The sequence below is a fragment of the Geodermatophilus sp. SYSU D01036 genome (assembly GCF_054050435.1).
The window spans coordinates 60,241-83,308 of record NZ_JBJGZJ010000020.1 but is presented as its reverse complement, the minus strand read 5'-3'; the positions used below and the strand labels follow the sequence as shown (position 1 = coordinate 83,308).

Annotated in this window: 19 protein-coding genes, 2 tRNA genes and 1 pseudogene; 5 read left to right on the top strand and 17 right to left on the bottom strand. The window is 74.3% G+C overall.

The features are described from left to right. The 3 genes and pseudogenes from ACI8AR_RS18180 to ACI8AR_RS18170 form a co-directional block, all read right to left on the bottom strand. Positions 1 to 581 (bottom strand): annotated as a pseudogene (locus ACI8AR_RS18180) (ribonuclease E/G); the annotation flags it as partial. Between the two features lie 277 nt (positions 582 to 858). Continuing rightward, a complete protein-coding gene (locus tag ACI8AR_RS18175) occupies positions 859 to 1,626 on the bottom strand; it encodes a TIGR03936 family radical SAM-associated protein (protein ID WP_457052242.1) in 768 nt (255 codons plus the stop codon). Between the two features lie 2 nt (positions 1,627 to 1,628). Further along, positions 1,629 to 3,557 carry a TIGR03960 family B12-binding radical SAM protein gene (locus ACI8AR_RS18170; protein ID WP_457052241.1) on the bottom strand — a complete coding sequence of 643 codons (1,929 nt, stop codon included), beginning with the start codon at positions 3,555 to 3,557 and terminating at the stop codon, positions 1,629 to 1,631. 115 nt (positions 3,558 to 3,672) lie between these two features. Here ACI8AR_RS18170 and ACI8AR_RS18165 point away from each other — a divergent pair, with 115 nt between their 5' ends. Next, positions 3,673 to 6,024 carry a putative bifunctional diguanylate cyclase/phosphodiesterase gene (locus tag ACI8AR_RS18165; RefSeq protein ID WP_457052240.1) on the top strand — a complete coding sequence of 784 codons (2,352 nt, stop codon included), beginning with the start codon at positions 3,673 to 3,675 and terminating at the stop codon, positions 6,022 to 6,024. On the opposite strand, the gene ACI8AR_RS18160 is transcribed toward ACI8AR_RS18165, so the two are convergent. From ACI8AR_RS18160 to ndk, 4 genes are read right to left on the bottom strand one after another with little or no spacing between them, the layout of a single operon-like run. Then, positions 6,021 to 6,854 carry an ABC transporter permease gene (locus ACI8AR_RS18160; protein WP_456935055.1) on the bottom strand — a complete coding sequence of 278 codons (834 nt, stop codon included), beginning with the start codon at positions 6,852 to 6,854 and terminating at the stop codon, positions 6,021 to 6,023. The genes ACI8AR_RS18165 and ACI8AR_RS18160 overlap by 4 nt on opposite strands. Beyond that, a complete protein-coding gene (locus ACI8AR_RS18155; RefSeq protein WP_457052239.1) occupies positions 6,851 to 7,627 on the bottom strand; it encodes an ABC transporter permease in 777 nt (258 codons plus the stop codon). The genes ACI8AR_RS18160 and ACI8AR_RS18155 overlap by 4 nt, the downstream gene beginning before the upstream one ends. A gap of 1 nt (position 7,628) precedes the next feature. Further along, complete coding sequence (locus tag ACI8AR_RS18150) at positions 7,629 to 8,582, bottom strand: ABC transporter ATP-binding protein (RefSeq protein WP_457052238.1); 954 nt, start codon at positions 8,580 to 8,582, stop codon at positions 7,629 to 7,631. 43 nt (positions 8,583 to 8,625) lie between these two features. Beyond that, positions 8,626 to 9,039 carry a nucleoside-diphosphate kinase gene (gene ndk, locus ACI8AR_RS18145; RefSeq protein ID WP_457052237.1) on the bottom strand — a complete coding sequence of 138 codons (414 nt, stop codon included), beginning with the start codon at positions 9,037 to 9,039 and terminating at the stop codon, positions 8,626 to 8,628. A 74-nt stretch (positions 9,040 to 9,113) separates the two neighbouring features. On the opposite strand from ndk, the gene ACI8AR_RS18140 reads away from it, so the two are divergent. Next, positions 9,114 to 9,353 carry a helix-turn-helix domain-containing protein gene (locus ACI8AR_RS18140; protein WP_457052236.1) on the top strand — a complete coding sequence of 80 codons (240 nt, stop codon included), beginning with the start codon at positions 9,114 to 9,116 and terminating at the stop codon, positions 9,351 to 9,353. Between the two features lies 1 nt (position 9,354). Beyond that, positions 9,355 to 9,888 (top strand): Clp protease N-terminal domain-containing protein, encoded by a 534-nt coding sequence (locus ACI8AR_RS18135; protein ID WP_457052235.1) that lies wholly within the window; start codon positions 9,355 to 9,357, stop codon positions 9,886 to 9,888. Here ACI8AR_RS18135 and ACI8AR_RS18130 read toward each other — a convergent pair whose 3' ends face one another. Together ACI8AR_RS18130 and folC are read right to left on the bottom strand one after the other, a co-directional pair. Next, on the bottom strand, positions 9,889 to 10,281 hold the full coding sequence (locus tag ACI8AR_RS18130) for a DUF4233 domain-containing protein (protein WP_457052234.1): 393 nt from the start codon (positions 10,279 to 10,281) through the stop codon (positions 9,889 to 9,891). Next, a complete protein-coding gene (gene folC, locus ACI8AR_RS18125; protein WP_457052233.1) occupies positions 10,278 to 11,630 on the bottom strand; it encodes a bifunctional tetrahydrofolate synthase/dihydrofolate synthase in 1,353 nt (450 codons plus the stop codon). Before folC ends, ACI8AR_RS18130 begins: the two co-directional genes overlap by 4 nt. A gap of 41 nt (positions 11,631 to 11,671) precedes the next feature. Between folC and valS the strand changes: the two genes are divergently transcribed. Continuing rightward, a complete protein-coding gene (gene valS, locus ACI8AR_RS18120; RefSeq protein ID WP_457052232.1) occupies positions 11,672 to 14,257 on the top strand; it encodes a valine--tRNA ligase in 2,586 nt (861 codons plus the stop codon). A 42-nt stretch (positions 14,258 to 14,299) separates the two neighbouring features. On the opposite strand, the gene ACI8AR_RS18115 is transcribed toward valS, so the two are convergent. The 7 genes from ACI8AR_RS18115 to ACI8AR_RS18085 all read right to left on the bottom strand — a co-directional run bounded on the left by ACI8AR_RS18115 (position 14,300) and on the right by ACI8AR_RS18085 (position 21,654). Beyond that, entirely contained in the window at positions 14,300 to 15,217 is a 918-nt protein-coding gene (locus ACI8AR_RS18115) for a DUF559 domain-containing protein (RefSeq protein ID WP_457052231.1), read from the bottom strand. 194 nt (positions 15,218 to 15,411) lie between these two features. After that, positions 15,412 to 16,686, bottom strand: a complete 1,275-nt coding sequence (clpX, locus tag ACI8AR_RS18110; RefSeq protein ID WP_456935065.1) for an ATP-dependent Clp protease ATP-binding subunit ClpX — start codon at positions 16,684 to 16,686, stop codon at positions 15,412 to 15,414. Positions 16,687 to 16,992: 306 nt separating this feature from the next. Then, entirely contained in the window at positions 16,993 to 17,622 is a 630-nt protein-coding gene (locus ACI8AR_RS18105) for an ATP-dependent Clp protease proteolytic subunit (RefSeq protein WP_387985431.1), read from the bottom strand. A gap of 20 nt (positions 17,623 to 17,642) precedes the next feature. Continuing rightward, on the bottom strand, positions 17,643 to 18,278 hold the full coding sequence (locus ACI8AR_RS18100; RefSeq protein WP_456935066.1) for an ATP-dependent Clp protease proteolytic subunit: 636 nt from the start codon (positions 18,276 to 18,278) through the stop codon (positions 17,643 to 17,645). A gap of 250 nt (positions 18,279 to 18,528) precedes the next feature. Further along, on the bottom strand, positions 18,529 to 20,028 hold the full coding sequence (gene tig, locus ACI8AR_RS18095) for a trigger factor (protein ID WP_457052230.1): 1,500 nt from the start codon (positions 20,026 to 20,028) through the stop codon (positions 18,529 to 18,531). A gap of 86 nt (positions 20,029 to 20,114) precedes the next feature. Beyond that, positions 20,115 to 20,188 (bottom strand) — tRNA-Pro (locus ACI8AR_RS18090). 14 nt (positions 20,189 to 20,202) lie between these two features. After that, the gene (locus ACI8AR_RS18085) at positions 20,203 to 21,654 is read right to left on the bottom strand and encodes an amidase (protein ID WP_457052229.1); all 1,452 of its coding nucleotides are present in this window, start codon (positions 21,652 to 21,654) and stop codon (positions 20,203 to 20,205) included. A gap of 45 nt (positions 21,655 to 21,699) precedes the next feature. Here ACI8AR_RS18085 and ACI8AR_RS18080 point away from each other — a divergent pair. Further along, a tRNA-Gly gene (locus ACI8AR_RS18080) sits at positions 21,700 to 21,773 on the top strand. A 716-nt stretch (positions 21,774 to 22,489) separates the two neighbouring features. Here ACI8AR_RS18080 and ACI8AR_RS18075 read toward each other — a convergent pair. After that, positions 22,490 to 22,951 carry a hypothetical protein gene (locus tag ACI8AR_RS18075; protein ID WP_457052228.1) on the bottom strand — a complete coding sequence of 154 codons (462 nt, stop codon included), beginning with the start codon at positions 22,949 to 22,951 and terminating at the stop codon, positions 22,490 to 22,492. Between the last annotated feature and the right edge of the window lie 117 nt (positions 22,952 to 23,068).

The following is a 23,068-nucleotide window of genomic DNA, read 5'->3' as shown; positions in this document are numbered from 1 at the left end:
GACGGGCGGGCGGCGCGGTGGTGGGCGGGGTGGGCGGCGGCGGCCCCGCCGGGGCGGCGGGCGCGAGGGCGGCGCGCGCCCGGCGCCGGGGTCTCCTCGTCGTCCTCGGCCGGCGCCGCGACGTCCTCGACGTCGGGCGACTCGGGCAGCGGCCGGCGGCTGCGCCGGCGCGGCGGCGCCGCCGCCTCGGCCTCGGGGGCCACGAAGCTCACGAAGGCCGGTGCCACCGGGGCGGCGGCCGGCGGGGGCGGCGTCCACGCGGCGGGCTCGGGGGCGGCCGCCGGGCGGGTGGCGCGGCGGCGGGGCCGGGCGATGACCGCGGTCGGCTCGGGCGAGCTGAACTGGGCGCCGAACGGCGACCGGTCCGGCTCGTCCTCCGGGTCCTCCTCGGGTTCCGGGGTGGGCCCGGCCTCCGCGGGTGGCTCGGCCGCGGCGGTCTCCGCCGGCTCCTCGTCGGGGGTCTCCCCGGTCGCCGCCTCCCCGCTCAGCACCTCCGCGACCGGCGCGTCGCCGGGCGGGAGGGCGGGCGCGGACCCGCTGCTGGTGTCGGTGGTCGGGGTGTCGCTGTCCTGGTCGGCCACGAGGGCTCGCCTCCTGTGTGGTGCTCCCGGGCGCCGGTCCCCCACCGGGGACGGGCGGCCGCGCAGGAGCACGGGTTGGGCGGGCCGGGTGGCCGCTCGGGGTGCGGCGGCGAGCCCGGCTCGCGAAGTCTGTGGTCGGTCCCGCGCGGCGGTCGCCGCGGCCGGGGCCGCACTGCTGGTGGAGCGGTGGTACCGATGGTCTCGGGTGGTGCCGGTCCGGGGCGGCACGTCTGGCAGCCGTGTCGCTCGACGTCGCGGTGGCTCCCGGGTCGCCCGGTCAGACGGCGGCGTGCTCCCCCTGGCAGCGGGTGCGCGCCGCTCGGTCGGGACCGAGCGGATCGGCCACGGTCCCACTGTCGTCGAGCCGGCCCTGCGCCTCACGCACGGCCCTGGGGGGCGACGGCGGGCGCAGGTCGGCGACGGCGGTGAGAGCGGCCACCACGTCGTCGGGTCGAACGGCGGGCGTCACCTGCCGGACAACCAGGTGCAGTATGGCACAACCTGCCTCCCCGCCCGCGGACGCGGAGGCCACGGGGCCGCGCGCATCGACGTCGCGGAGGCCGTTCTTGGTGCGCTTGGCGACGAGCACCTCCTCCCGGGCGAGGAAGGCGTCGACCGCCGCGGCGAGGGTGGCGGGCTCGACGCCGGAGAGCTCGATCCGCCACCGCGCGGCGTCGATCCGGTCGGCCAGCGAGCCGCCGCCCTCGGCGGCCTCCACGCACTCGAGGACGTCGATGCCCGGGGGCAGCGACGCGTCCAGCGCGGCCCGGACCTCCTCGGGGTCGCGCCGCTCGGCCAGGCCGATCTCCAGGTACTCGGCCTCGCTGGCCGCCCCGGTCGGCGCCGCGCCCACGTAGCTGATCTTCGGGTGCGGGGTGAAGCCGGCGGAGTAGGCCATCGGCACCCGCGCGCGGCGCAGCGCCCGCTCCAGCGCGCGGGCGAGGTCGCGGTGGGAGGCGAAGCGCAGCGGACCGCGCTTGGCGTAGCGCAGCCGCAGGCGCTGGACGGTCGGCGGCGGGGGCGGGCCGTCCGGGGTGCGCGCCACGGTCAGCGGCCGACGACGGTGAGCGGCAGCAGGCTGCGCCCGGTGGGACCGATCTGGATCTCGGTGCCGTTGGTCGGGCAGACGCCGCAGTCGTAGCAGGGCGTCCACCGGCAGTCGGCGACCTCCTCCTCCGACAGCGCGTCCTGCCAGTCGTCCCAGAGCCACTCCTTGTCCAGCCCGGAGTCCAGGTGGTCCCAGGGCAGGACCTCGTCCTGGGTGCGCTCGCGGGTGGTGAACCAGTCCAGGTCCACGCCGAGCGGGGCGAGCTCCGCGGCGGCCGCGGCGGTCCAGCGCTCGAAGGAGAAGTGCTCGCTCCAGCCGTCGAAGCGGCCGCCCTCGCGCCACACCCGCTCGATGACCCGGCCCACCCGGCGGTCGCCGCGGGACAGCAGGCCCTCGATCACGCCGGGCTTGCCGTCGTGGTAGCGCAGGCCGATGGAGCGGCCGATCCGGCGGTCGGCGTTGATCGCCTGCCGCAGGACCCGCAGGCGGTGGTCGATGGTCTCGGCGCTGGCCTGCCCGGCCCACTGGAACGGCGTGTGCGGCTTGGGCACGAACCCACCGATGGACACGGTGCAGCGGATGTCCTTGCGGCCGCTGGCCTCGCGGCCGGCGCGGATGACCTCCACGGCCAGCTCGGCGATCTCCAGGACGTCCTCGTCGGTCTCCGTGGGGAGCCCGCACATGAAGTAGAGCTTCACCTGCTGCCAGCCGTTGGCGTAGGCGGTGGTGACCGTGGCGACCAGGTCCTCCTTGGACACGGTCTTGTTGATCACCCGGCGGATCCGCTCGCTGCCGCCCTCGGGCGCGAAGGTCAGCCCCGACCGGCGGCCGTTGCGGGACAGCTCGTTGGCGAGGGTGACGTTGAAGGCGTCGACGCGGGTGCTCGGCAGGGACAGCCCGGTGTTGGTGCCCTCGTAGCGGTCGGCGAGCTCCTTGGCGACCTGGCCGATCTCGGAGTGGTCGGCGGACGACAGCGACAGCAGCCCGACCTCCTCGTAGCCGGTCGCGCGCAGCCCCTGGTCGACCATCGAGCCGATGCCGGTGATCGTCCGCTCCCGCACCGGGCGGGTGATCATCCCGGCCTGGCAGAACCGGCAGCCGCGGGTGCAGCCGCGGAAGATCTCGACGCTCATCCGCTCGTGCACGCTCTCGGCCAGCGGCACCAGCGGCGTCTTCGGGTAGGGCCACTCGTCGAGGTCCATGACGGTGCGCTTGCCGACCCGGGCCGGGACGTCGTCGCGGGTGCGGGTCACCGCGGCGATCCCGCCGTCGGGGCCGTAGGAGACGGCGTAGAAGCGCGGCACGTAGACGCCGTCGACGCGGGCGAGGCGGGCCAGCAGCTCCTCGCGGCCGCCGGGGCGGCCCTGCTCCTTCCACGCGCTGACGACGTCGGTGACGTCGCCGACGGCCTGCTCGCCGTCGCCGAGGACGGCGCAGTCGACGAAGTCGGCGATCGGCTCGGGGTTGAACGCGGCGTGCCCGCCGGCGACGACGACCGGGTGCGTCTCGTCGCGGTCGGCCGCGTGCAGCGGGATCCCGGCCAGGTCGAGGGCCTCGAGCAGGTTGGTGTAGCCGAGCTCGGTGGCGAAGCTGACCCCGAGGACGTCGAAGTCGCGCACCGGGCGGTGGGCGTCGACGGTGAACTGGCCGACGCCGTGCTCGCGCATGAGCGCGGCGAGGTCGGGCCAGACGGCGTAGGTGCGCTCGGCGAGGGCGTCGGGGCGCTCGTTGAGCACCTCGTACAGGATCATGAGGCCCTGGTTGGGCAGCCCCACCTCGTAGGCGTCCGGGTACATCAGCGCCCAGTGCACGGCGACGTCGTCCCAGGCCTTGACCTGGGCGTTCAGCTCACCGCCCACGTACTGGATGGGCTTCTGCACCTGGGCCAGCAGGGGCTCGAGACGGGGGTACAGGCTCTCTCCGCTCATGACCCGTCCAGGGTAGACGGCTCCCCCGGCTCCCCCGGCCCGGTTCTCGACCAGCGGCGCAGCGTGATCACGACTAAACTGACGGTGACCAGCAGGACGGCCTCCGAGGAGGAGCATGGTCCCGCCGGCCGGGAGCACCGGTGCACTGCGCGACGCCCACGGCGTCTCCCCGACCCGACCCTCCGGCCGGCTCGTGCTGCCGCTGCCGAGGGGCCGCGCGATGCCGGCCGAGCAGTGGGCCGCCCACCACCTCCTCGTCCTCCGGACGCTGCTGGTCCTGCTCGCCGCGGTCCCGGTCTACTCGCTGGCCCGCGGGGGCGGCGTCGTCTCCGCCGTCCTGCACGCCGCGCCCCTGGCCCTGCTGACCGCGCTGGCCTGGGCGCCGGGTCTGGGCCGCAACACCCGCGCCGCGGCCGCCGCCCTCGGGCTGATGACCGCCGCGGCTCTGGGCGTGTGGCTGTCCGGCGGCGCCACGGAGGCGCACTTCCTGTTCTTCGCCCTGCTCCCGCTCGCCGCGCTCTACGCCGCGCGGGCGCCGTTCCTGCTCGCGGTCGGGTTCGTCGCCGGCCACCACCTGGTGCTGGGCACGCTGTGGCCGCACGCGGTGTTCGGGCACTCGGTCGCGGCGCTGCCGATGGCCGCCCTGCACGCGGGGCTGGTGCTGCTGGAGAGCTGGGCGTGCCTGGTGGCCTGGCGGCGGTTCGACGACCGGCGCGAGCGCGTCGAGCAGCTGGTCGCCGAGCGCACCGCCGAGCTGCGCGCCCAGCGCGACGAGCTGGCCCGGCTGGCCGCCGTCGTCCAGACCACCGACGACGCCGTCGTGACGACGACCCCCGACGGCCGGATCACCAGCTGGAACCCCGGTGCGGAGCGGCTCTACGGCTGGACCGCCGCCGAGGCGCTCGGGCGGCACGCGTCGATGCTGTCCGCCGGCGCCCCGCTCCCCGCGGACCTGACCCGGCTGCCGCCGGGCAGCCACGAGCGGCGGCACCGCCGGAAGGACGGCTCGGCCTTCGACGCCCTGGTCACCTTCTCCCTCATCCGCGACGAGGACGGCGCCCCCACCGGCATCGCCGGGATCACCCGGGACATCACCGGCCGCAAGCGCGACGAGGCCGAGGCCCGCGCCGCCGCCCGCCAGCTGGAGCGGCAGGCGGGCGAGCTGGCCCGGATGGCGCTGCACGACCCGCTCACGGGCCTGGCGAACCGGGCGCTCATGCAGGACCGGCTCGAGCACGCCCTCGCCGACCGCCGCGCCCGCCGGCACGCGGTCCTGCTGCTGGACCTCGACGACTTCAAGGCGGTCAACGACGTCGCCGGGCACGAGGCCGGGGACGCCGTGCTCGTCGCCGTCGCCCGCCGGCTGGAGGCGTCCGTGCGGCCGGCCGACACCGTGGCCCGCCTCGGCGGCGACGAGTTCGTGGTGCTCATGGAGGACGTCGAGGGCCGCCGCGACGTCGTCACCGTGGCCGAGCGGCTGCTGGGGGCGCTGCGCCGGCCGGTCGGCTGGAACGGCGAGGAGTTCACCGTCGGCGGGAGCGTCGGCGTCACGTTCACCGACGCCGCCGACCGGCGCGGCATGGACGACCTGCTCCGCGACGCCGACCTCGCCATGTACGTGGCCAAGTCCGGCGGCAAGAACCGGGTGCGGGTGTTCGAGCGCGGCATGCGCGAGGAGGTCGCCGCGCAGGACGAGCTGGTCCGCGACCTGCGCGCCGCCGTCGGCTCCGGCGAGCTGCGGGTGCTCTACCAGCCGCAGGTGGACCTGCGCAGCGGCGCGGTCACCGGCGTGGAGGCGCTGGCCCGCTGGCAGTCGCACACCCGCGGGCTGGTGGAGCCGGCCGGCTTCATCCCGGTCGCCGAGGCCAGCGGCGTCATCGACGCGATCGACGACTGGGTGATCGGCCAGGCCTGCGCCCAGCTGCGCGCGTGGGACGACGCCGGCCTGCCCCCGCTGCGGGTGGCGGTCAACGTCTCCCCGCGCCGGCTGGCCACCGGCGACCTCGCCGTCAGCATCGCCGCGGCCGCCCGGGACGCCGGCGTCGACCCCGGCCGGCTGGAGATCGAGGTGCCCGAGGCCGTGGCCGCCGGTCCCGACGCCGCGGCCGGCATCCGCGAGGTGCGGGCGCTGGGCGTGCACGTGGCGATCGACGACTTCGGCACCGGCGCGTCGTCGCTGTCCCGGCTGCAGGACCTGCCGCTGGACCGGCTGAAGATCGACCCGTCGTCGGTGGCGCTGCTGGCCGCCGGCGCCGCGGCCGGGTCCGTCGCCGACGCCGTCATCGCGCTGGGCAACAGCCTGGGCCTGCAGGTGGTGGCCGAGGGCGTCGAGCAGCCCGCACAGCTGGCCGCGCTGCGGTCGCTGGGCTGCGACGCCGCGCAGGGCCACCTGTTCGGCTCCCCGGTGCCGGCCGAGACCGTCGAGCGGCTGGTCCGCGCCGGCCGCCCGCTGCTGGGTGCCGCCTAACGCAGGAGCAGGCCCTCGAGCCGGCGGGCGCCCACCGCGAGGCCCGCCACGCCCAGCACGGCGAGGTAGGCGACCGAGACCAGCAGCCCCCACCGCACGTCGCCGGTCACCAGCCCGCGGACCAGCTCGATGCCGTGGTAGAGCGGCGTGCACTCGACGACGACCTGCAGCGGCCGCGGGTAGGTCGACAGCGGGTAGAAGGTCGTGGAGAACAGGAACAGCGGCAGGATCACGACCTGGACGAACTCGAAGTCCTGCCAGCCGCGCAGGAACGTGCTCGCGGCCAGCCCGACGGCGGCGAACGCGAACCCGATGAGCACCGCCGCGGGCAGGGCGAGCACCGCCCACCACGAGCCGACCAGGCCCATGGCGAGCATGACCAGCAGGAACGCCGTCGAGTAGACGGCGCCGCGCAGCAGCGCCCACACCGTCTCCCCCACCGCGGCGTCGGCGGCCGAGACCGGGGTGGCGAGGACGGCGTCGTAGAGCTTGGCGTAGCGCAGCTTGAAGAACAGGTTGAACACGGCGTCGTAGACCGCGCCGTTCATCGCGGCCGAGGCGAGCAGCGCCGGGGCGACGAACTCCTGGTAGGTGAGCGCGGTGCCGGTGTCGGTGACGACGTCGCCGACCAGCCCGCCGATGCCGACGCCGATCGAGAACAGGTAGAAGAACGGCTCGGCGAACCCGGAGACGAACACCAGCCAGCTGCGCCGGGCCACCAGCAGGTTCCGGTAGACCAGCTGCCCGGCCCGCCGCGCGGACAGCGGGTAGAGCGGCACCACCCGCAGCAGCAGCGACGCCGGGCGCACCGGCGCGGGGACGCCGGTCACCGGACCAGCCGCCGCTGCAGCGCCCGGGCGGCCAGCCACGCGCCGGTGGCGACCCACAGCGCCAGGTAGCCGACGTGCAGCAGCGCGGACCCCGCCTCCGCCGTCCCGAGGGCGAGGTCGCGGGCCAGGGCGACGCCGTGCCACAGCGGCGTGGCGTAGGCGAACCACTCCAGCGCCGCCGGTAGCTGCGTCACCGGGAAGAACGTCCCGCTGAACAGGAACATCGGCACGATGAGGAACCGCTGCAGCGCGGCGAACGCGGCGTCCTCCTCCAGCCGGGCGGCCATCGCCGTCACCGGCGCGGCGAAGGCCAGGCCGGTGAGCAGCGCGACCGGCAGCGCGAGCACCACCAGCGGGCTCTCCGCGGCGCCGAACAGCACGAGCACGACCAGGAAGGCCGCCGCCGACGTCGTCACGCGGAAGGCGACGTAGAGCAGGTGGCCGGTGAGGACGTCGACCGGGCGGGCCGGCGTGGCGAGCACCGCCTCGTACAGCCGGTCCCACTTGAGCGCCCCGAGCACCGGGTAGGTCGACTCGCCGGTCGCCGTCTGCATGGCCGCGGCCACCAGCAGGCCCGGGGCGAGGAAGGCCAGGTAGCCCACCCCGCCGGGGACGCCGGGCCCGCGGTCGACGAGGGTGCCGAGCGTCAGGCCCATCGCGGCGAGGAACAGCACCGGCTCCAGCACGCTGCCGATCGCGCTGCTGCGCCAGAAGTGCCGGTGCGCGGTCAGCCGCTGGACCAGGAAGGAGCGGGCGGCCGGCGAGGGGACCACGTCAGTCGACCAGCGTCCGGCCGGTGAGCCGCAGGAAGACGTCCTCCAGCGAGCTGCGCCGGACCAGCGACGACAGCGGCCGCAGCCCGAGCGCGAGCACCTCGGTCAGCGCGGCGTCGCCGTCGGCGGTGTAGAGCAGCAGCCGGTCGGGCAGCACCTCGACCCGCTCGACGGCGCCGCGGGAGACCAGCGGCGCCAGCGCGTCGGCGTGCGCGGCCGGCCCGCCGCCGCCCTCGGTCAGCGGGAAGCGGAGCTCGCACACCTCGCGGGTGGACCAGGTGGCGATCAGCTGCGCCGGGGAGCCCTCGGCGGCGATCCGGCCGCGGTCCATGACCACCAGCCGGTCGCACAGCTGCTCGGCCTCGTCCATGTAGTGCGTGGTGAGCACGAGGGTGACCCCGCGCTGCTTGAGCCGGTACAGCCGCTCCCACAGCACGTGCCGGGCCTGCGGGTCCAGGCCGGTGGTGGGCTCGTCGAGCAGCACGACGTCGGGGTCGTTGACCAGCGCCCGGGCGATGGTGACCCGCCGCTTCATCCCGCCCGACAGCGGCTCGACCCGGTCCCGCGCCCGGTCGCTGAGCTGCACGAAGTCCAGCAGCTCGGCCGCCCGCTCGCGGACCACGGCCCGCGGCAGCCCGAAGTACCGGCCGTAGACCAGCAGGTTCTCCTCGACGGTGAGCTCGAGGTCGAGGTTGTCGGTCTGCGGGACGACGCCGAGGCGGGCGCGGATCGCCGGGCCGTCGACGGCGGGGTCCATGCCGAGGATCCGCAGCTCCCCCGCCGTCGGCGGCGACACCGCGCCGACCATCCGCATGGTCGTGCTCTTGCCGGCGCCGTTGGGCCCGAGGAAGCCGAAGGCCTCCCCGGGCGCGATGTCGACGTCGATGCCGTCGACGGCGGTGTGCTCCCCGAAGCGCTTCACCAGGCCCCGGGCCCGGACCAGCGACTCCACCACGTCCCCCATGCTGCCCCCGGCCCCCGGGGCCGGGTCGAGCCGATTACTCCTTCAGGTCCGGGAAGAACAGCCCGATCTCGCGGGCGGCGGACTCGTCGGAGTCCGAGCCGTGCACGATGTTCGACTGCACCTCGAGGGCGAAGTCGCCGCGGATGGTGCCGGGGGCGGCCTTCACCGGGTCGGTGGCGCCGGCCAGCGCGCGGAACGCCTCGACCGCGCGCGGCCCCTCGACGACCAGGGCGAGCAGCGGGCCGCCGGTGATGAACTCGACCAGCGAGCCGAAGAACGGCTTCTCGCGGTGCTCGCCGTAGTGCTCCTCGGCGACCTCGCGGGGAAGGGTGCGCAGCTCGGCGGCGACCAGGCGCAGGCCCTTGGCCTCCAGCCGCGAGACGACCTCTCCGACCAGGCCGCGGGCGACGCCGTCGGGCTTGACGAGGACCAGGGTGCGATCAGTCACGGGACGGCAGCCTACGGGGCGCCGGATGTCAACCGGGGTTGACATCCCGGTCGCCGTCAACCACGGTTGACACCATGACCGCCCGGACCGCGGACGAGACGCTCACCGCCGCCACCAGCGACGACCCCGCCGTCGGCCTGCGGGGGGTCCGCGCGCTGCGGGACCTGGCCGACCGGCTGGAGGGCCTGCAGGTCGCCGCCGCCCGCCGGCGCGGCTGGTCGTGGCAGCAGGTCGCCGACGCGCTCGGCGTCACGCGGCAGGCGGTGCACAAGAAGCACGCCCGGTCGTCCGGGACGACGTGGAGGGAGTCCTGAGGTGTTCGAACGGTTCGCCGCCGAGGCGCGCACGGTCGTGGTCCTGGCGCAGGAGGAGGCCCGCACCGCCGGGTCGGACGGCGTCGACCCGGTGCACCTGCTGGTCGCCCTCGCCGCCGCGCCCGGCCCCGCCGCCCCGCTGCTGGCCGCCGCGGGCGTGCACGTGACCGACCTCCGCGCGGGCCTGTCCTCCGCCGGGGGCGGCGCGCTCGACGCGGAGGCGCTGGCCGCGCTCGGCATCGACCTGGACCGGGTGCGGGCGGCCGCCGAGGCGGCGTTCGGCCCCGGCGCGCTCGACCGCGGGACGAGGGGCCGCCGGCGGGGGCACCTGCGCTTCGCCCGCGGCAGCCGCACGGCGCTGCAGCAGGCGCTGCGCGCGGCGGTCGCGCGGGGCGACCGGGTCATCGACGGCCGGCACCTGCTCGCCGGGGTGCTCGAGGTCGGCGACCCCGCGGTGTCCGCGGCGCTCGCCCGCGCCGGCGTCGACGTCGCCGCCCTCCGGCGGCGGCTCGACGGGCGGGCCGACGCGGCCTGATCAGGCGGGCGGGGCGTCGTCCCCGGAGGGAGCGGCCGGCTCGCGGAACGGCGCGCCGAGCAACTCCTTGCGGATCTGCAGCAGGTACAGCCAGATCAGCAGGAACACGCCGCCGACGAACCACATCGACGAGTCGATGAGCCCGGTGAGCAGCAGCGGGACCTGCAGCGCGGTGCCGATCTCCAGGCCGCGCGGCCGCCGCTGGACGCCGCTGGCCAGCACCAGGACGACGGCGAGCGCGAGCAGGATCGTCAGCCGGGTGGCGCCGAGGCCGGCCTCGGTCTGCGCGATCGCCCGCGGGACGAACAGCACCGCGATGCCCTCGAGCAGCAGCACGGCGGCGGCCGCCCCGCGCAGCGCCCTCGCGGCCCGGACCGGGTCCGGCGCGGTCACGGCCGACCCCCCAGGACGGTCCGGGCCTCGCCGGCGGTGATCACGCTGCCGGTGACCAGCACGCCCGAGCCGCCGAGGGCGTCGTCGGGACCGGCCTCGGCCAGCTCGATCGCCTCGGTGAGCGCCTCGGGCAGCCGCGGGGAGACGCTCACCCGGTCGGCGCCGAACACGTCGACGGCGAGCGCGCCGAGCTCGTCGGCGGGGACGGCCCGCGGCGAGCTGTTCTGCGTCACCACCAGCTCGGCGCAGACGGGCTCCAGCTCGCGCAGCATCCCCTCGACGTCCTTGCCGTGCACCGCGCCGACCACCCCGACCAGCCGGGTGAAGTCGAAGGACTCCCGGATGGCCTCGACGGTCGCGGCCATCCCGGCCGGGTTGTGCGCGGCGTCGACCAGCACCGTCGGGCTGGTGCGCACCCGCTCGAGCCGGCCGGGCGAGCGGACGGCGGCGAAGGCCGCGCGCACCGTCTCGACGTCGACGGTCCCGGTGGCCGCGCCGGCGCCGAGGAACGCCTCGACGGCGGCCAGCGCGGTGGCCGCGTTCTGCGCCTGGTGCGCGCCGAACAGCGGGAGGTAGACGTCGTCGTACTCCCCGCCCAGGCCCTGCAGCCGCAGCTGCTGCCCGCCGACCGCGACCCGCCGGTCCAGCACGCCGAACTCGGTGCCCTCGCGCGCCACCACGGCCTCGACCTCGACCGCGCGGCGGACCAGCGCGTCCAGCGCGCCGGGCTGCTGGTGGGCGAGGACGGCGATCGCGTCGGGCTTGATGATCCCGGCCTTCTCGCCGGCGATCGTGGCGACGTCGGGGCCGAGGTACTCGGCGTGGTCCAGGGCCACCGGCGTGACGACGGCGACCCGCGCGTCGGCGACGTTGGTGGCGTCCCACGTGCCGCCCATGCCGACCTCGATGACCGCGACGTCGACCGGCGCCTCGGCGAACAGCGCGTACGCCATGCCGACCATCACCTCGAAGAAGCTCATCGGGTGCTCGCCGGCGGCGTCGACCATCTGCACGTAGGGCGTGATGTCGTCGTAGGTCTCGACGAACCGCTCGGCGCTCACCGGCTCGCCGTCGAGCACGATCCGCTCGCGCACCGACTGCAGGTGCGGGCTGGTGAACCGGCCCACCCGCAGGCCGAAGCCGCGCAGCAGCTCGTCGACCATCCGCGACGTCGTCGTCTTGCCGTTGGTGCCGGCGACCTGCACGACCGGGTAGGCCCGGTGCGGGCTGCCCAGCAGGTCGACCAGGGCGGCGATGCGGCCCAGCGAGGGCTCCAGCCGGGTCTCCGGCCAGCGCGCCAGCAGCTCCTTCTCGACGCGGGCCAGCTCGGCCTCGGGACTGCTGCTCATCCTCCCCAGGATGCCAGCCGCGCACTTCCTAGGATGGGGGCATGGTCGCCGATCCCCTTCCCCCGGTCAGCACCACCCCGGGAGCCGGGGCCGGGGTACCCGAGAAGCCGAGCCTCGACGGACTCGAGGACACCTGGGTCGCCCGCTGGGCCGAGCAGGACACCTACGCCTTCGACCGCGCCGCCGCCCTCGCCGCGCCGCGCGAGCAGGTGTACTCGATCGACACCCCGCCGCCGACCGCCAGCGGGTCGCTGCACGTGGGGCACGTGTTCAGCTACACCCACACCGACATCGTCGCCCGCTACCAGCGGATGCGCGGCAGGCACGTCTTCTACCCGATGGGCTGGGACGACAACGGGCTGCCGACCGAGCGGCGGGTGCAGAACTACTACGGCGTCCGCTGCGACCCCTCGCTGCCCTACGACCCCGGCTTCACCCCGCCGGCCAAGCCGGGCAAGGAGCAGGTGCCGATCAGCCGGCGCAACTTCGTCGAGCTGTGCATGCAGCTGACGGAGGAGGACGAGCACGCCTACGAGCAGCTGTGGCGCCGGGTCGGGCTGTCGGTGGACTGGTCGAACGTCTACCGGACCATCTCGGAGACCTCGCGGGCCACCGCGCAGCGGATGTTCCTGCACAACCTGGCCCGCGGTGAGGCCTACGCGCAGGAGGCGCCGACCCTCTGGGACGTCAGCTTCCGCACCGCCGTCGCCCAGGCCGAGCTGGAGGACCGCGAGCGCCCCGGCGCCTACCACCGGGTCTCGTTCCACTCCGCCGACGGCCCGGTCGTCATCGAGACCACCCGGCCGGAGCTGCTGCCCGCGTGCGTCGCGCTGGTCGCCCACCCCGACGACGAGCGCTACCGGTCGCTGTTCGGGCAGACGGTGCGCACGCCGCTGTTCGACGTCGAGGTGCCGGTGGTCGCCCACCGCCTGGCCGAGCCGGACAAGGGCTCGGGCATCGCGATGATCTGCACCTTCGGCGACCTCAACGACGTCACCTGGTGGCGCGAGCTGCAGCTGCCCACCCGCGCGGTGGTCGGCTGGGACGGCCGCTTCGTCGCCGACGCCCCGGACGGCGTGCCCGCCGAGGTGTACGCCGAGCTGGCCGGCAAGACGCCGTTCAGCGCCCAGCAGCGGATCGTGGAGATGCTGCGCGAGTCCGGCGACCTGCACGGCGAGCCGAAGGCGATCACCCACCCGGTCAAGTTCTTCGAGAAGGGCGACCGGCCGCTGGAGATCGTCACCACGCGGCAGTGGTACATCCGCAACGGCGGGCGCTCCCCCGAGCTGCGCGACGCGCTGATCGCCCGCGGCCGGGAGATCACCTGGGTGCCCGACCACATGCGGCACCGCTACGAGAACTGGGTCGAGGGCCTCAACGGCGACTGGCTGATCAGCCGGCAGCGGTTCTTCGGCGTCCCGTTCCCGGTCTGGTACCGGCTCGACTCCGCCGGCGACCCCGTGTACGACGAGCCGATCCTGGCCGACGAGGCGTCGCTGCCGGTCGACCCGTCGTCCGACGTGCCGCCGGGCTTCGACGAGTCGCAGCGCGGCGTCCCCGGCGGGTTCATGGCCGACCCCGACGTCATGGACACCTGGGCGACGTCGTCGCTGTCGCCGCAGGTGGCCTCGGGTTGGGACACCGACCCGGAGCTGTTCGCGCACGTCTTCCCGATGGACCAGCGGCCGCAGGCGCACGACATCATCCGCACCTGGCTGTTCTCCACCGTCGTCCGCTCGCACTTCGAGTTCGGCGCGGTGCCGTGGACGCACGCCACCATCTCCGGCTTCGTCGTCGACCCCGACCGCAAGAAGATGTCGAAGTCCAAGGGCAACGTCGTCACGCCGATCGACGTGCTCGAGCGCTACGGCACCGACGCCGTCCGCTGGCGCGCCGCCGGCGCCCGGCCGGGCGCGGACTCGCCGTTCGACGAGGCGCAGATGAAGGTCGGCCGCCGGCTGGCCATGAAGATCCTCAACGTCGGCAAGTTCGTGCTGGGGCTCGGCGTCACCGCGGACCTCTCCGCCGGGCAGGTCACCGAGCCGATCGACCTCGGGCTGCTGCGCCGGCTGGCCGACGTCGTCGACGAGGCGACCGCGGCGATGGAGGCCTACAACTACACCCGGGCGCTCGAGGTGTCCGAGGCGTTCTTCTGGTCGTTCTGCGACGACTACGTGGAGCTGGTGAAGTCCCGCGCCTACGGCTCGGACGACGCCGCCCGCTCCGCGCAGGCCGCGCTGGCCCTCGCGCTGTCGGTGCAGCTGCGGCTGTTCGCGCCGGTGCTGCCGTTCGTCACCGAGGAGGTCTGGTCCTGGTGGCAGGCCGGCTCGGTGCACCGCGCGGCGTGGCCCGCCGCCGCCGAGCTGCCGACCGGTGGTGACCCGGCGGTGGTCGAGGTGGCCGCCGAGGCGCTGGCCGCGGTGCGCAAGGCCAAGTCGGAGGCCAAGCAGTCGATGCGGGCCGACGTCGAGTCCGCGACGGTGACCGCGCCGGAGGCGCAGGTGCCGCAGGTGGAGGCCGCGCGGGACGACCTGGTGTCGGCCGGGCGGATCGCCTCGCTGACCGTCGTCGCCGGCGAGGGCCCGCTGACCGTCGACGTCGTCCTCGCCGCCCCCGCGGAGGGGTGAGCGTGTGCGCTGACACCGCATCCGGGCCACCGGAACGCGGCGTCAGCGCACACGCTCGGCGCCGAACAGCCGCCGGCGCGCCCCGTGGACGGCGAGGATCGCCCGGCGGCAGGCCTCCGGCTCGGTCGTGAGTCGCCGGAAGCCGAATCGCAGCGTCTGCCAGCCCACGGTGGCGAGCAGGGCGTCCCGCCGGATGTCCCGCTCGCGCTGCGCCCGGGAGCCGTGCCAGGCGGCACCGTCCATCTCCACCGCCAGCTGCACCTCCTCGTAGGCCGCGTCGAGGACGAACACCTCCCCCGCCACCTCGATCCGCCGCTGCTGGGTGAACGGCGGCATGCCGGGTCCGCGCAGCACGGCGAGGCAGCCCCAGACCTCCAGCTCGCTGCGGCAGCCCTCGGCCAGCAGGCGCACGAGGTCGACCAGCGCGGCCCGGCCGGGCAGGCACGGACGGCGGTCGATCTCGGCCAGCAGGTCCCCCGGGCGGCACAGCCGGCGGCGCACGGCGTCGATCGCCGCGGCGCGGACCTCCGCCCGGGCGAGGCCGGCCGGACTCCCCCACGCGTCGACGACCGCCCGCTCGGGACAGGACACCGGCAGCCCCTCGACGCGGCGGATGCTGTCGTCGAGGGCGCGGGTGCGGTGCAGGACGACGCCCGGCGTCCCCCGCCCGCTGCGGGTGTGGCCCACGGTGAGGTGCACCGGCCCGCCGGGCGGGGCCAGCTCCCACAGCGCCAGCGCGGACCGGTGGCTGACCACCCCGCGGCAGCTGCGGACGGCGGCCTCCACCCGCAGCCGCCACCCGCCGGCCGGCGCGGGCAGGGCGTAGATGCCGGGCTGCAGCCGCGAGAGCCGCCCCGCGGCCACCCAGCGGGCGACGGTCCCGCGGTCCACCCGGGCGGTCAGCGCCGCCCAGGTCGTCCAGCCGTCGGGGCCGACGAGCGCGGCGGGGTCGTGGGTCACCCGGCGACGGTGACCGACCGGGACCTCCCGCGTCCGCCGTCCGGGGATCTGTGGACGGCGGCCCGGCGAGTGTGTGCGCCCACGCCGCGTCCCGGGCCCCGGGACGCGGCGCCGGCGCACACGCTCGGGCCCACCGACGCGGACGAGCCCGCCCCCGGAGGTCGGGGACGGGCTCGTCGGCGGTGTCTCGGGTGCTACGCGCTCTTCTCGCGGCGCTCGCGGGTGGGCTTGCGCGGCACGATCGTCGGGTTGACGTGCTCCAGCACGACCTCCTTGGTGATCACCACGGAGGCCACGTCCTCGCGGCTGGGCACCTCGTACATCACCGACTGCAGCACCTCCTCCATGATCGCTCGGAGCCCGCGGGCGCCGGTGCCGCGGAGGATGGCCTGGTCGGCGATCGCCTCGAGGGCGTCGTCGGTGAACTCCAGCTCCACGCCGTCGAGCTCGAACAGCCGCCGGTACTGGCGCACCAGGGCGTTCTTCGGCTCGGTGAGGATCTGGATCAGCGCGTCCCGGTCGAGGGCCTGCACGCTGGTGATCACCGGGAGGCGGCCGATGAACTCGGGGATCATCCCGAACTTCAGCAGGTCCTCGGGCATGACCTCGGCGAAGGCGTTGGCCTCCTCGATCTCCTTCTTGCCGCGGATCTCCGCGCCGAAGCCGATCCCCTGCTTGCCGACCCGCTGCTCGATGACCTTCTCCAAGCCGGCGAACGCGCCGCCCACGATGAACAGCACGTTCGTCGTGTCGATCTGGATGAACTCCTGGTGCGGGTGCTTGCGGCCGCCCTGCGGGGGCACCGACGCCGTCGTGCCCTCGAGGATCTTCAGCAGCGCCTGCTGCACGCCCTCGCCGGAGACGTCGCGGGTGATCGACGGGTTCTCGCTCTTGCGGGCGATCTTGTCGACCTCGTCGATGTAGATGATCCCGGTCTCGGCCCGCTTGACGTCGTAGTCCGCGGCCTGGATCAGCTTGAGCAGGATGTTCTCGACGTCCTCGCCGACGTAGCCGGCCTCGGTCAGCGCCGTGGCGTCGGCGATCGCGAACGGGACGTTGAGCATCCGGGCCAGCGTCTGCGCGAGGTGCGTCTTGCCGCACCCGGTGGGGCCCATCAGCAGGATGTTGGACTTGGCGAGCTCGACCGAGTCGTCCCGGCTGGAGCGTTCACCGCCGGCCTGCACCCGCTTGTAGTGGTTGTAGACCGCGACGGCGAGGGTGCGCTTGGCCTTCTCCTGGCCGATGACGTACTGCTCGAGGAAGTCGTGGATCTCGCGGGGCTTCGGCAGCTCGTCGAACTTCAGGTCCGACGACTCCGAGAGCTCCTCCTCGATGATCTCGTTGCAGAGGTCGATGCACTCGTCGCAGATGTAGACGCCGGGGCCCGCGATGAGCTTCTTGACCTGCTTCTGGCTCTTCCCGCAGAACGAGCACTTGAGCAGGTCACCGCTCTCACCGATTCGTGCCACCTGGTGACCTCCACCTCAGGGGGTTGGCAGGTCCCGGGGGTTCGGACCTGCGGATCGTGTGTCGCTTGCTGCCCGTGCTCGGCCCCGCGGGAGCGGGTGCCGCGAGGGTGTCCTCCCGGCGCTGCCGGCCGGGGATCGGGCGCTCGCCGACGGTACCTGTCGCCGCCGACGCCGCGGGGGTTCGACGCCCCGGTGCGCCGGGGGCGTCCGACTCGCGCGTCACTCCCGGCACTGCACCCCGAACGGTACGGGCCGAGAGCGCGACACGCGCGGACTCGACCCGTACCGATCGGGCGATCACGGGGATCAGACCGGCAGTGCGTTGAGCTTGCGGCTCTGGATGACCTGGTCGACGATCCCGTACTCCTTGGCCTCGGGGGCCGTGAGGATCTTGTCGCGGTCGATGTCGGCGCGGACCTGCTCCACCGAGCGGCCGGTGTGCCGGGCCAGGATCTCCTCCATCTGGGCCCGCACCCGGGCGATCTCGGCGGCGTGGATCTCGAGGTCCGAGACCTGGCCGCCGGCCTCGCCGGAGGGCTGGTGGATCAGCACGCGCGAGTACGGCAGCGCCAGCCGCTTGCCCGGGGTGCCGGCCGCGAGCAGGACGGCGGCGGCCGAGGCGGCCTGGCCCATGCAGACGGTCTGGATGTCCGGGCGGACGAACATCATCGTGTCGTAGATGGCCATCAGCGACGTGAACGAGCCACCGGGCGAGTTGATGTAGATCGTGATGTCGCGGTCGGGGTCGGCCGACTCCAGCGTGATCAGCTGGGCCATCACGTCGTTGGCCGACGCGTCGTCGATCTGCACCCCGAGGAAGATGATCCGCTCCTCGAAGAGCTTGTTGTACGGGTTGCTCTCCTTCATGCCGTAGCTGGTCCGCTCCACGAAGGAGGGCAGCACGTACCGGCTGGAGGGCAGCTGGAAGTCGCTCATCGTCTGTCAGTCCTCGCTGCTCAGTTGTCGGAGACCGGGTTGGCGCTGTCGGTCATCGCGGCGCGGCTGACGACGTGGTCGACGAAGCCGTACTCGAGGGCCTCCTGCGCGGTGAACCAGCGGTCGCGGTCGGAGTCCCGCTCGATCTGCTCGATGGACTGGCCGGTGTGCAACGACTGCAGCTCGTTGAGCTCGCGCTTGGTGCGGCGGAACAGGTCGGCCTGGATGGCGATGTCCGCGGCGGTGCCGCCGACGCCGGCCGAGGGCTGGTGCATCATGATCCGCGCGTGCGGCAGGGCGTAGCGCTTGCCCTTGGTGCCCGCGGTCAGCAGGAACTGGCCCATCGAGGCGGCCAGGCCCATGCCGTAGGTGGCGACGTCGCAGTCGATGAACTGCATCGTGTCGTAGATGGCCATGCCGGCGCTGACCGAGCCGCCCGGCGAGTTGATGTACAGGTGGATGTCCTGCTTGGGGTCCTCGGCGGACAGCAGCAGCATCTGCGCGGCCAGCTGGTTGGCGATGACGTCGTCGACCTGGGTGCCCAGGAAGATGATGCGCTCGCGCAGCAGGCGCTCGTAGACCGAGTCGTTGAGGTTCATCCCCCCGGCGCCACCCCGCATGAGCGGGCTGTTCGCCGGGTTCGGGTGGGTGCTCACGGGTGGTGTGACCTCCGTTGGCGGTGGATCGAGTCGGTCTCGGTGGGCGGGAGGCGGGGCCGGCGGCCCTGGCGGGCCGTACCCCCGGCGTCCGCCCCGAGTCACGTCGACCCTAACGCGCACCCCCGGGCCCGGAGTCCCGGCGCGGGGGCCTGTTCGCCGACGGCGCAGCGCGCCCCGGGAAGACGACGGACGCCGCCCTCCCCCGCGCACACGGGGCAGGACGGCGTCCGCAGGAAGCGTCCGGGGCTCAGCCCTTGGCGACGTCCCCGCTGTCCTCGGTGGCACCCTCGGTCGCCTCGACGGCGGCCGCGTCGGCGACCTCGGCGTCGGGGGCCTCGTCGGCCTCCCCGGCGGTGGTGTCGTCGGCGGCGGTGTCGTCGGCGGCGGTGTCGTCAGCCGCGGGGGCGGCCTCGGCGGCGCGCACCGTCTGCGGGCGGGCGGCCTCGAGGTCGACGACGTTGCCCGAGGCGTCGGTGATCGTCGTCTGCTCGAGCAGCTGGGCCAGCGCCTTGGTGCGGCGCACGTCGGCGACGAACTCGGCGATGTTGCCGCTCTGCTGGAGCTGCTGGGCGTACTGCTCCGGGCTCATCCGGTTGCGCGAGGCCTGCGCCATGATCTGCGCCGACAGGTCGTCGTTGTCGACGGTGATCTCGCGGGCGTCGGCGATCGCGTCGAGGACGAACTGGGTGCGGACCGCCTCCTCGATGTTCTTCCGCTGCTCGGCGTCGTAGGCCTCGCGGTTCTCGCTGCCGGACATGGACAGGAAGGTGTCCCAGTCCATGCCGGCGCCGGTGAGCTCGTTGGTCAGCGCGTTGTTGCGGAACTCGACCTCCCGGTCGACCAGGCCCTCGGGGATCGGGACCTCGGTGACCTCGAGCAGGTGCTCGACCAGCTTGTCGCGGGCCTGCGCGCCCTGCTGCATGACCTTCACCCGCGACAGCCGGGTGCGGACGTCGTCGCGCAGCTCCTCGAGGGTGTCGAACTCGCTGGCGGTGGAGGCGAACTCGTCGTCGAGCTCGGGCAGCTCCTTGGCCTTGACCGAGCGGACGGTGACGGTGACCTGCGCCTGCTCGCCGGCGTGCGGGCCCTGCTGCAGCGGGGTCTCGAAGGTGGCCGACTCGTCGGCGGACAGGCCGCGGACGGCGTCGTCGAGGCCCTCCATGAGGGAGCCGGAGCCGACCTCGTAGGACATGCCGCTGGTGGTGCCGTCCTCGAGCACCTCGTCGCCGACGCGGGCCTCGAGGTCGATGGAGACGTAGTCGCCGTCCTGGGCGGCGCGCTCGACGCCGGTCAGCATGGCGAAGCGCTCGCGCATGACCGAGACCTGCTGGTCGATCTCCTCGTCGGTGACCTCCACGTCGTCGACGGTGACGTTCAGGTCGTCGAGGGCCGGCAGCTCGATCTTCGGCGCGACGTCGACCTCGGCGGTGAACGCCAGGGTGTCGTTGTCGTCGAGGCGGGTGACCTCGATGTCGGGCTGGCCGATGACGCGGACCTGGTTGTCGCGGACGACCTCGGAGTAGACCTCCGGGATGGCGTGCTGGACGACCTGCTCGAGGACGACCGGGCGGCCGATGCGCTGGTCGAGGATGCGGTTGGGCACCTTGCCCGGGCGGAACCCGGGGATGCGCACCTGCCGCTTGAGCTCCTTGTAGACCTCACCGAAGGCGTGGTCCAGGTCTCCCCACGGCACCTCGATCGCCATCCGGACCCGCGTGGGGCCCAGTTCCTCGATGGTGCTCTTCACAGCGGCAGTGCTCCTCGGTACGACGGAAGGGGACGCCGGGACCGGCGCCGGGTCGATCCCCGAGTCTAGAGACGCCGGGGGCGGGGTCGGGGTGGCGGGATTCGAACCCACGGCCCCCCGCTCCCAAAGCGGGTGCGCTACCAAGCTGCGCCACACCCCGTGGCGGCTGCGAGTCTAGGCGGGCACCGGCGGACGGCGTGCCGCCCACGGGGCGGCCTCCTCCAGCGCGGCGGCGACGCGCACGAGCAGGTCCTCCCGCCCGGCGCCCGCGACCAGTTGCACGCCGACCGGCAGCCCGGCGTCGGTGGTGTGCAGCGGCAGGCTGACCGCCGGCTGGCCGGTGACGTTGGCCTGGGCGGTGTACGGGATGAACGCCCCGATCCGGCGGCCCTCCTCGCGCGGGCCCGCGGCGGTGAACCAGCCGAGCTCCGGCGGGGGCGCGCCCACGGTCGGGGTGACCAGCAGGTCGAAGCCCTGCCCGCCGTCCGCGGTCGGCGTCCAGAAGCGGGCCATGCGGCGGCACCAGGAGCCCAGCCAGGCGCGGGCGGCGAGGTACTCGGCCGCGGTGGTGCGGTGGCCGGTGGCCCGGTAGTGGGCGTTGCGCGGCTCGAGCTCGTCGTCGGCGATCTCCCGGCCGAGGACCCGCTCGAGGTCGGCGAGCATGCGGGCGGTGTCGGCGGCGATGGTGGCGTTGAAGTGCCGGGAGAAGCCGTCGTCGAAGAAGGCGGCGGGCGCGGCGGGCTCGACGTCGCAGCCGAGGTCCTCCAGCAGCCGGCCGGCGCGGGCGACGGCGGCCCGGCACTCGGGGCTGTCGAGCCAGCGCTCGTGCGGCGGGGCGTCGACCAGGCCGACCCGCAGCCGGCCGACCGGGGCGCCGACCTCCTCGACCAGGGGGCGCGGCAGCGGCGGGGCGGCGTAGGGGTCGCCGGGCATCGGCCCGCCGATCGCGTCGAGGACGGCGGCGGTGTCGCGGACGCTGCGGGTGACGACACCGTCGATGGTGGCGCCGGCCCAGCCCTCGCCGACGTCGGGGCCCTGGCTGACCCGCGCCCGGCTGGGCTTGAGCCCGACCAGCCCGCACTCGCTGGCGGGGACGCGGATCGACCCCCCGCCGTCGCTGGCGTGCGCGACCGGCACGTAGCGCGCCGCCACGGCCGCGGCCGACCCGCCGCTGGAGCCGCCGGTGGAGCGGGTGGGGTCCCAGGGGTTGCGGGCCGGGGCGTTGGCGGCGGGCTCGGTGGTGACCGTCGTGCCGAGCTCGGGGACGTTGGTGCGGCCGAGGACGACGAACCCGGCGGCACGGAAGGCCTCGGCCAGGTGGCTGTCGCGCCGCCAGCGCACCTGCGCGTCGCGCAGCGGGGCCAGGCCGTAGCAGGTCTCCTCCCCCGCCATGTGCGCGCCCATGTCCTTGAGCAGCAGCGGCACGCCGCGGAACGGCCCGTCGGGCAGGGTGCCGGCGGCCTCGGCGCGGGCGGCGTCGAACCGCTCCCGGATGACAGCGGTGAACTGCGTGTTCGTCGCCTCGATCCGGGCGATGGCGGCGTCGACGAGCTCGGCGGGGCTCACCTCCCCGCGACGCACGAGGTCGGCCTGCGCGGTGGCGTCCAGCTCTGTGGGCTCGGTCACGCCCGGACGCTATCGGCCCGGCCCGCTACGCTGGTCGGGCACCTCGCGGGTGTAGCTCAATGGCAGAGCCCCAGCCTTCCAAGCTGGCCATGCCGGTTCGATCCCGGTCACCCGCTCCACGTCTTGACCAGCCCAGATGCCCGTTTGCGCTGCTCAGCCGCGCAGCACTGCTCCTTCCGTGCCTTAACGGTGCTGACCCCTGCTGGCCGCTGACCACCGGCTTTCGCCGGTGCTTAAGGCACGGATAAGGCACGGCCTCAAGAAGCCCAGTCCGCAGACACAGCTGAGCGCTCCGCCCCACGTAGGCGCGCCCATCTCTTCGACTCTGCTCCCAACTGTGCGCCGACACGACCGGGCGTGGCGTGACCGGCTTCGCCCGCGGGGCTGTACCGGTTCCGCAGCGCGGAGAGGCCCTGCGTCGCCTCGCGGACGACCCATATCGACACGGGCCCCGTCCCCCAAAGACCGGTGGCAGTTCGCTCTCTGCAGGCGGCCGTAGCCGAGAGGTTTATGGGCTGGTCGGCGGCGTCCGGCAGAGGGTCGTTGGCTGCTGCCCGTCGTGCCCGACACAGTTGACCGACAGTGCTCAACAGACGCGACCGCAGGCCGGTGACCTCCAAGCCCACAAGCAGCTGCGAGATCCTGTCCAGGTCGCCCACGCATGAGGTCATGGCCAAGTTCGGCCACCACCTCAAGCGCCACCGCAGCCTCTTTCGTCGCACGCTGCCCGGGCGGCCGTGACTTCGCCGCGACTTCAGTCGGCTGACGCCCGCTGGCCCTAGCGTTCAGCCACTCATTCAGCCGTACAGCGCCTTCCATGGGGCAGCGCTTGGTCTTACTCCTCGTCGCCCCAGTCGTATTCGTCAGCCTGGTCAGACGTTTTCACAAAGCGCACGTCGACGTCGTCGAGGCTGCCACCACCCGTGATGGTCAACAGTCGCGGCGCTTCACCGAGCTGCTCAATGGTGTCCGGCTCCGCCGCCACGGCCATGATTTCGGACAGCAGCACGTCGTAGTGGCCCTTCGGCAGATCGTCGGTGATGTCAATCCCAGGGCGCGCCGGGTCGCCCTTCCAGAGCGCCACCTCGACCTTGGCGTCCTCACCGACGTACTCACCCGCGTTGACGGCGATGAGGCCGCCGCGGACCCGGACGGCGTACGCCGCCAGGTCGTCGTCCGTGTCGTGCAGCGTCGCCGCTAGGCACTCGGCCGGCGCCTGCGTGAGCTGCTCGCGGACGATCGCCTGATGCCCGCTGGTCACCCGCCCGCTTGCGCTGCGCGGCCCGGCCGGCAGCAAGCTGAGTAGCTGCGCCCGCCCAGCGGCTGGTCTATCGGCGGGGGCGTTGCTCGGTCAGTCACCAATGCGTCCTCTCTTCGGATGGCGCCATTGAAGCAGTGACCGCAGACCCCGAAC

Bases quoted from the DNA above. Each gene is read 5' to 3' on its own strand.
- ACI8AR_RS18170 (WP_457052241.1), bottom strand. From the start codon at position 3,557: ATGAGCGGAGAGAGCCTGTACCCCCGTCTCGAGCCCCTGCTGGCCCAG.
- ACI8AR_RS18165 (WP_457052240.1), top strand. From the start codon at position 3,673: ATGGTCCCGCCGGCCGGGAGCACCGGTGCACTGCGCGACGCCCACGGC.
- ACI8AR_RS18140 (WP_457052236.1), top strand. From the start codon at position 9,114: ATGACCGCCCGGACCGCGGACGAGACGCTCACCGCCGCCACCAGCGAC.
- folC (WP_457052233.1), bottom strand. From the start codon at position 11,630: ATGAGCAGCAGTCCCGAGGCCGAGCTGGCCCGCGTCGAGAAGGAGCTG.
- valS (WP_457052232.1), top strand. From the start codon at position 11,672: ATGGTCGCCGATCCCCTTCCCCCGGTCAGCACCACCCCGGGAGCCGGG.
- ACI8AR_RS18105 (WP_387985431.1), bottom strand. From the start codon at position 17,622: ATGAGCGACTTCCAGCTGCCCTCCAGCCGGTACGTGCTGCCCTCCTTC.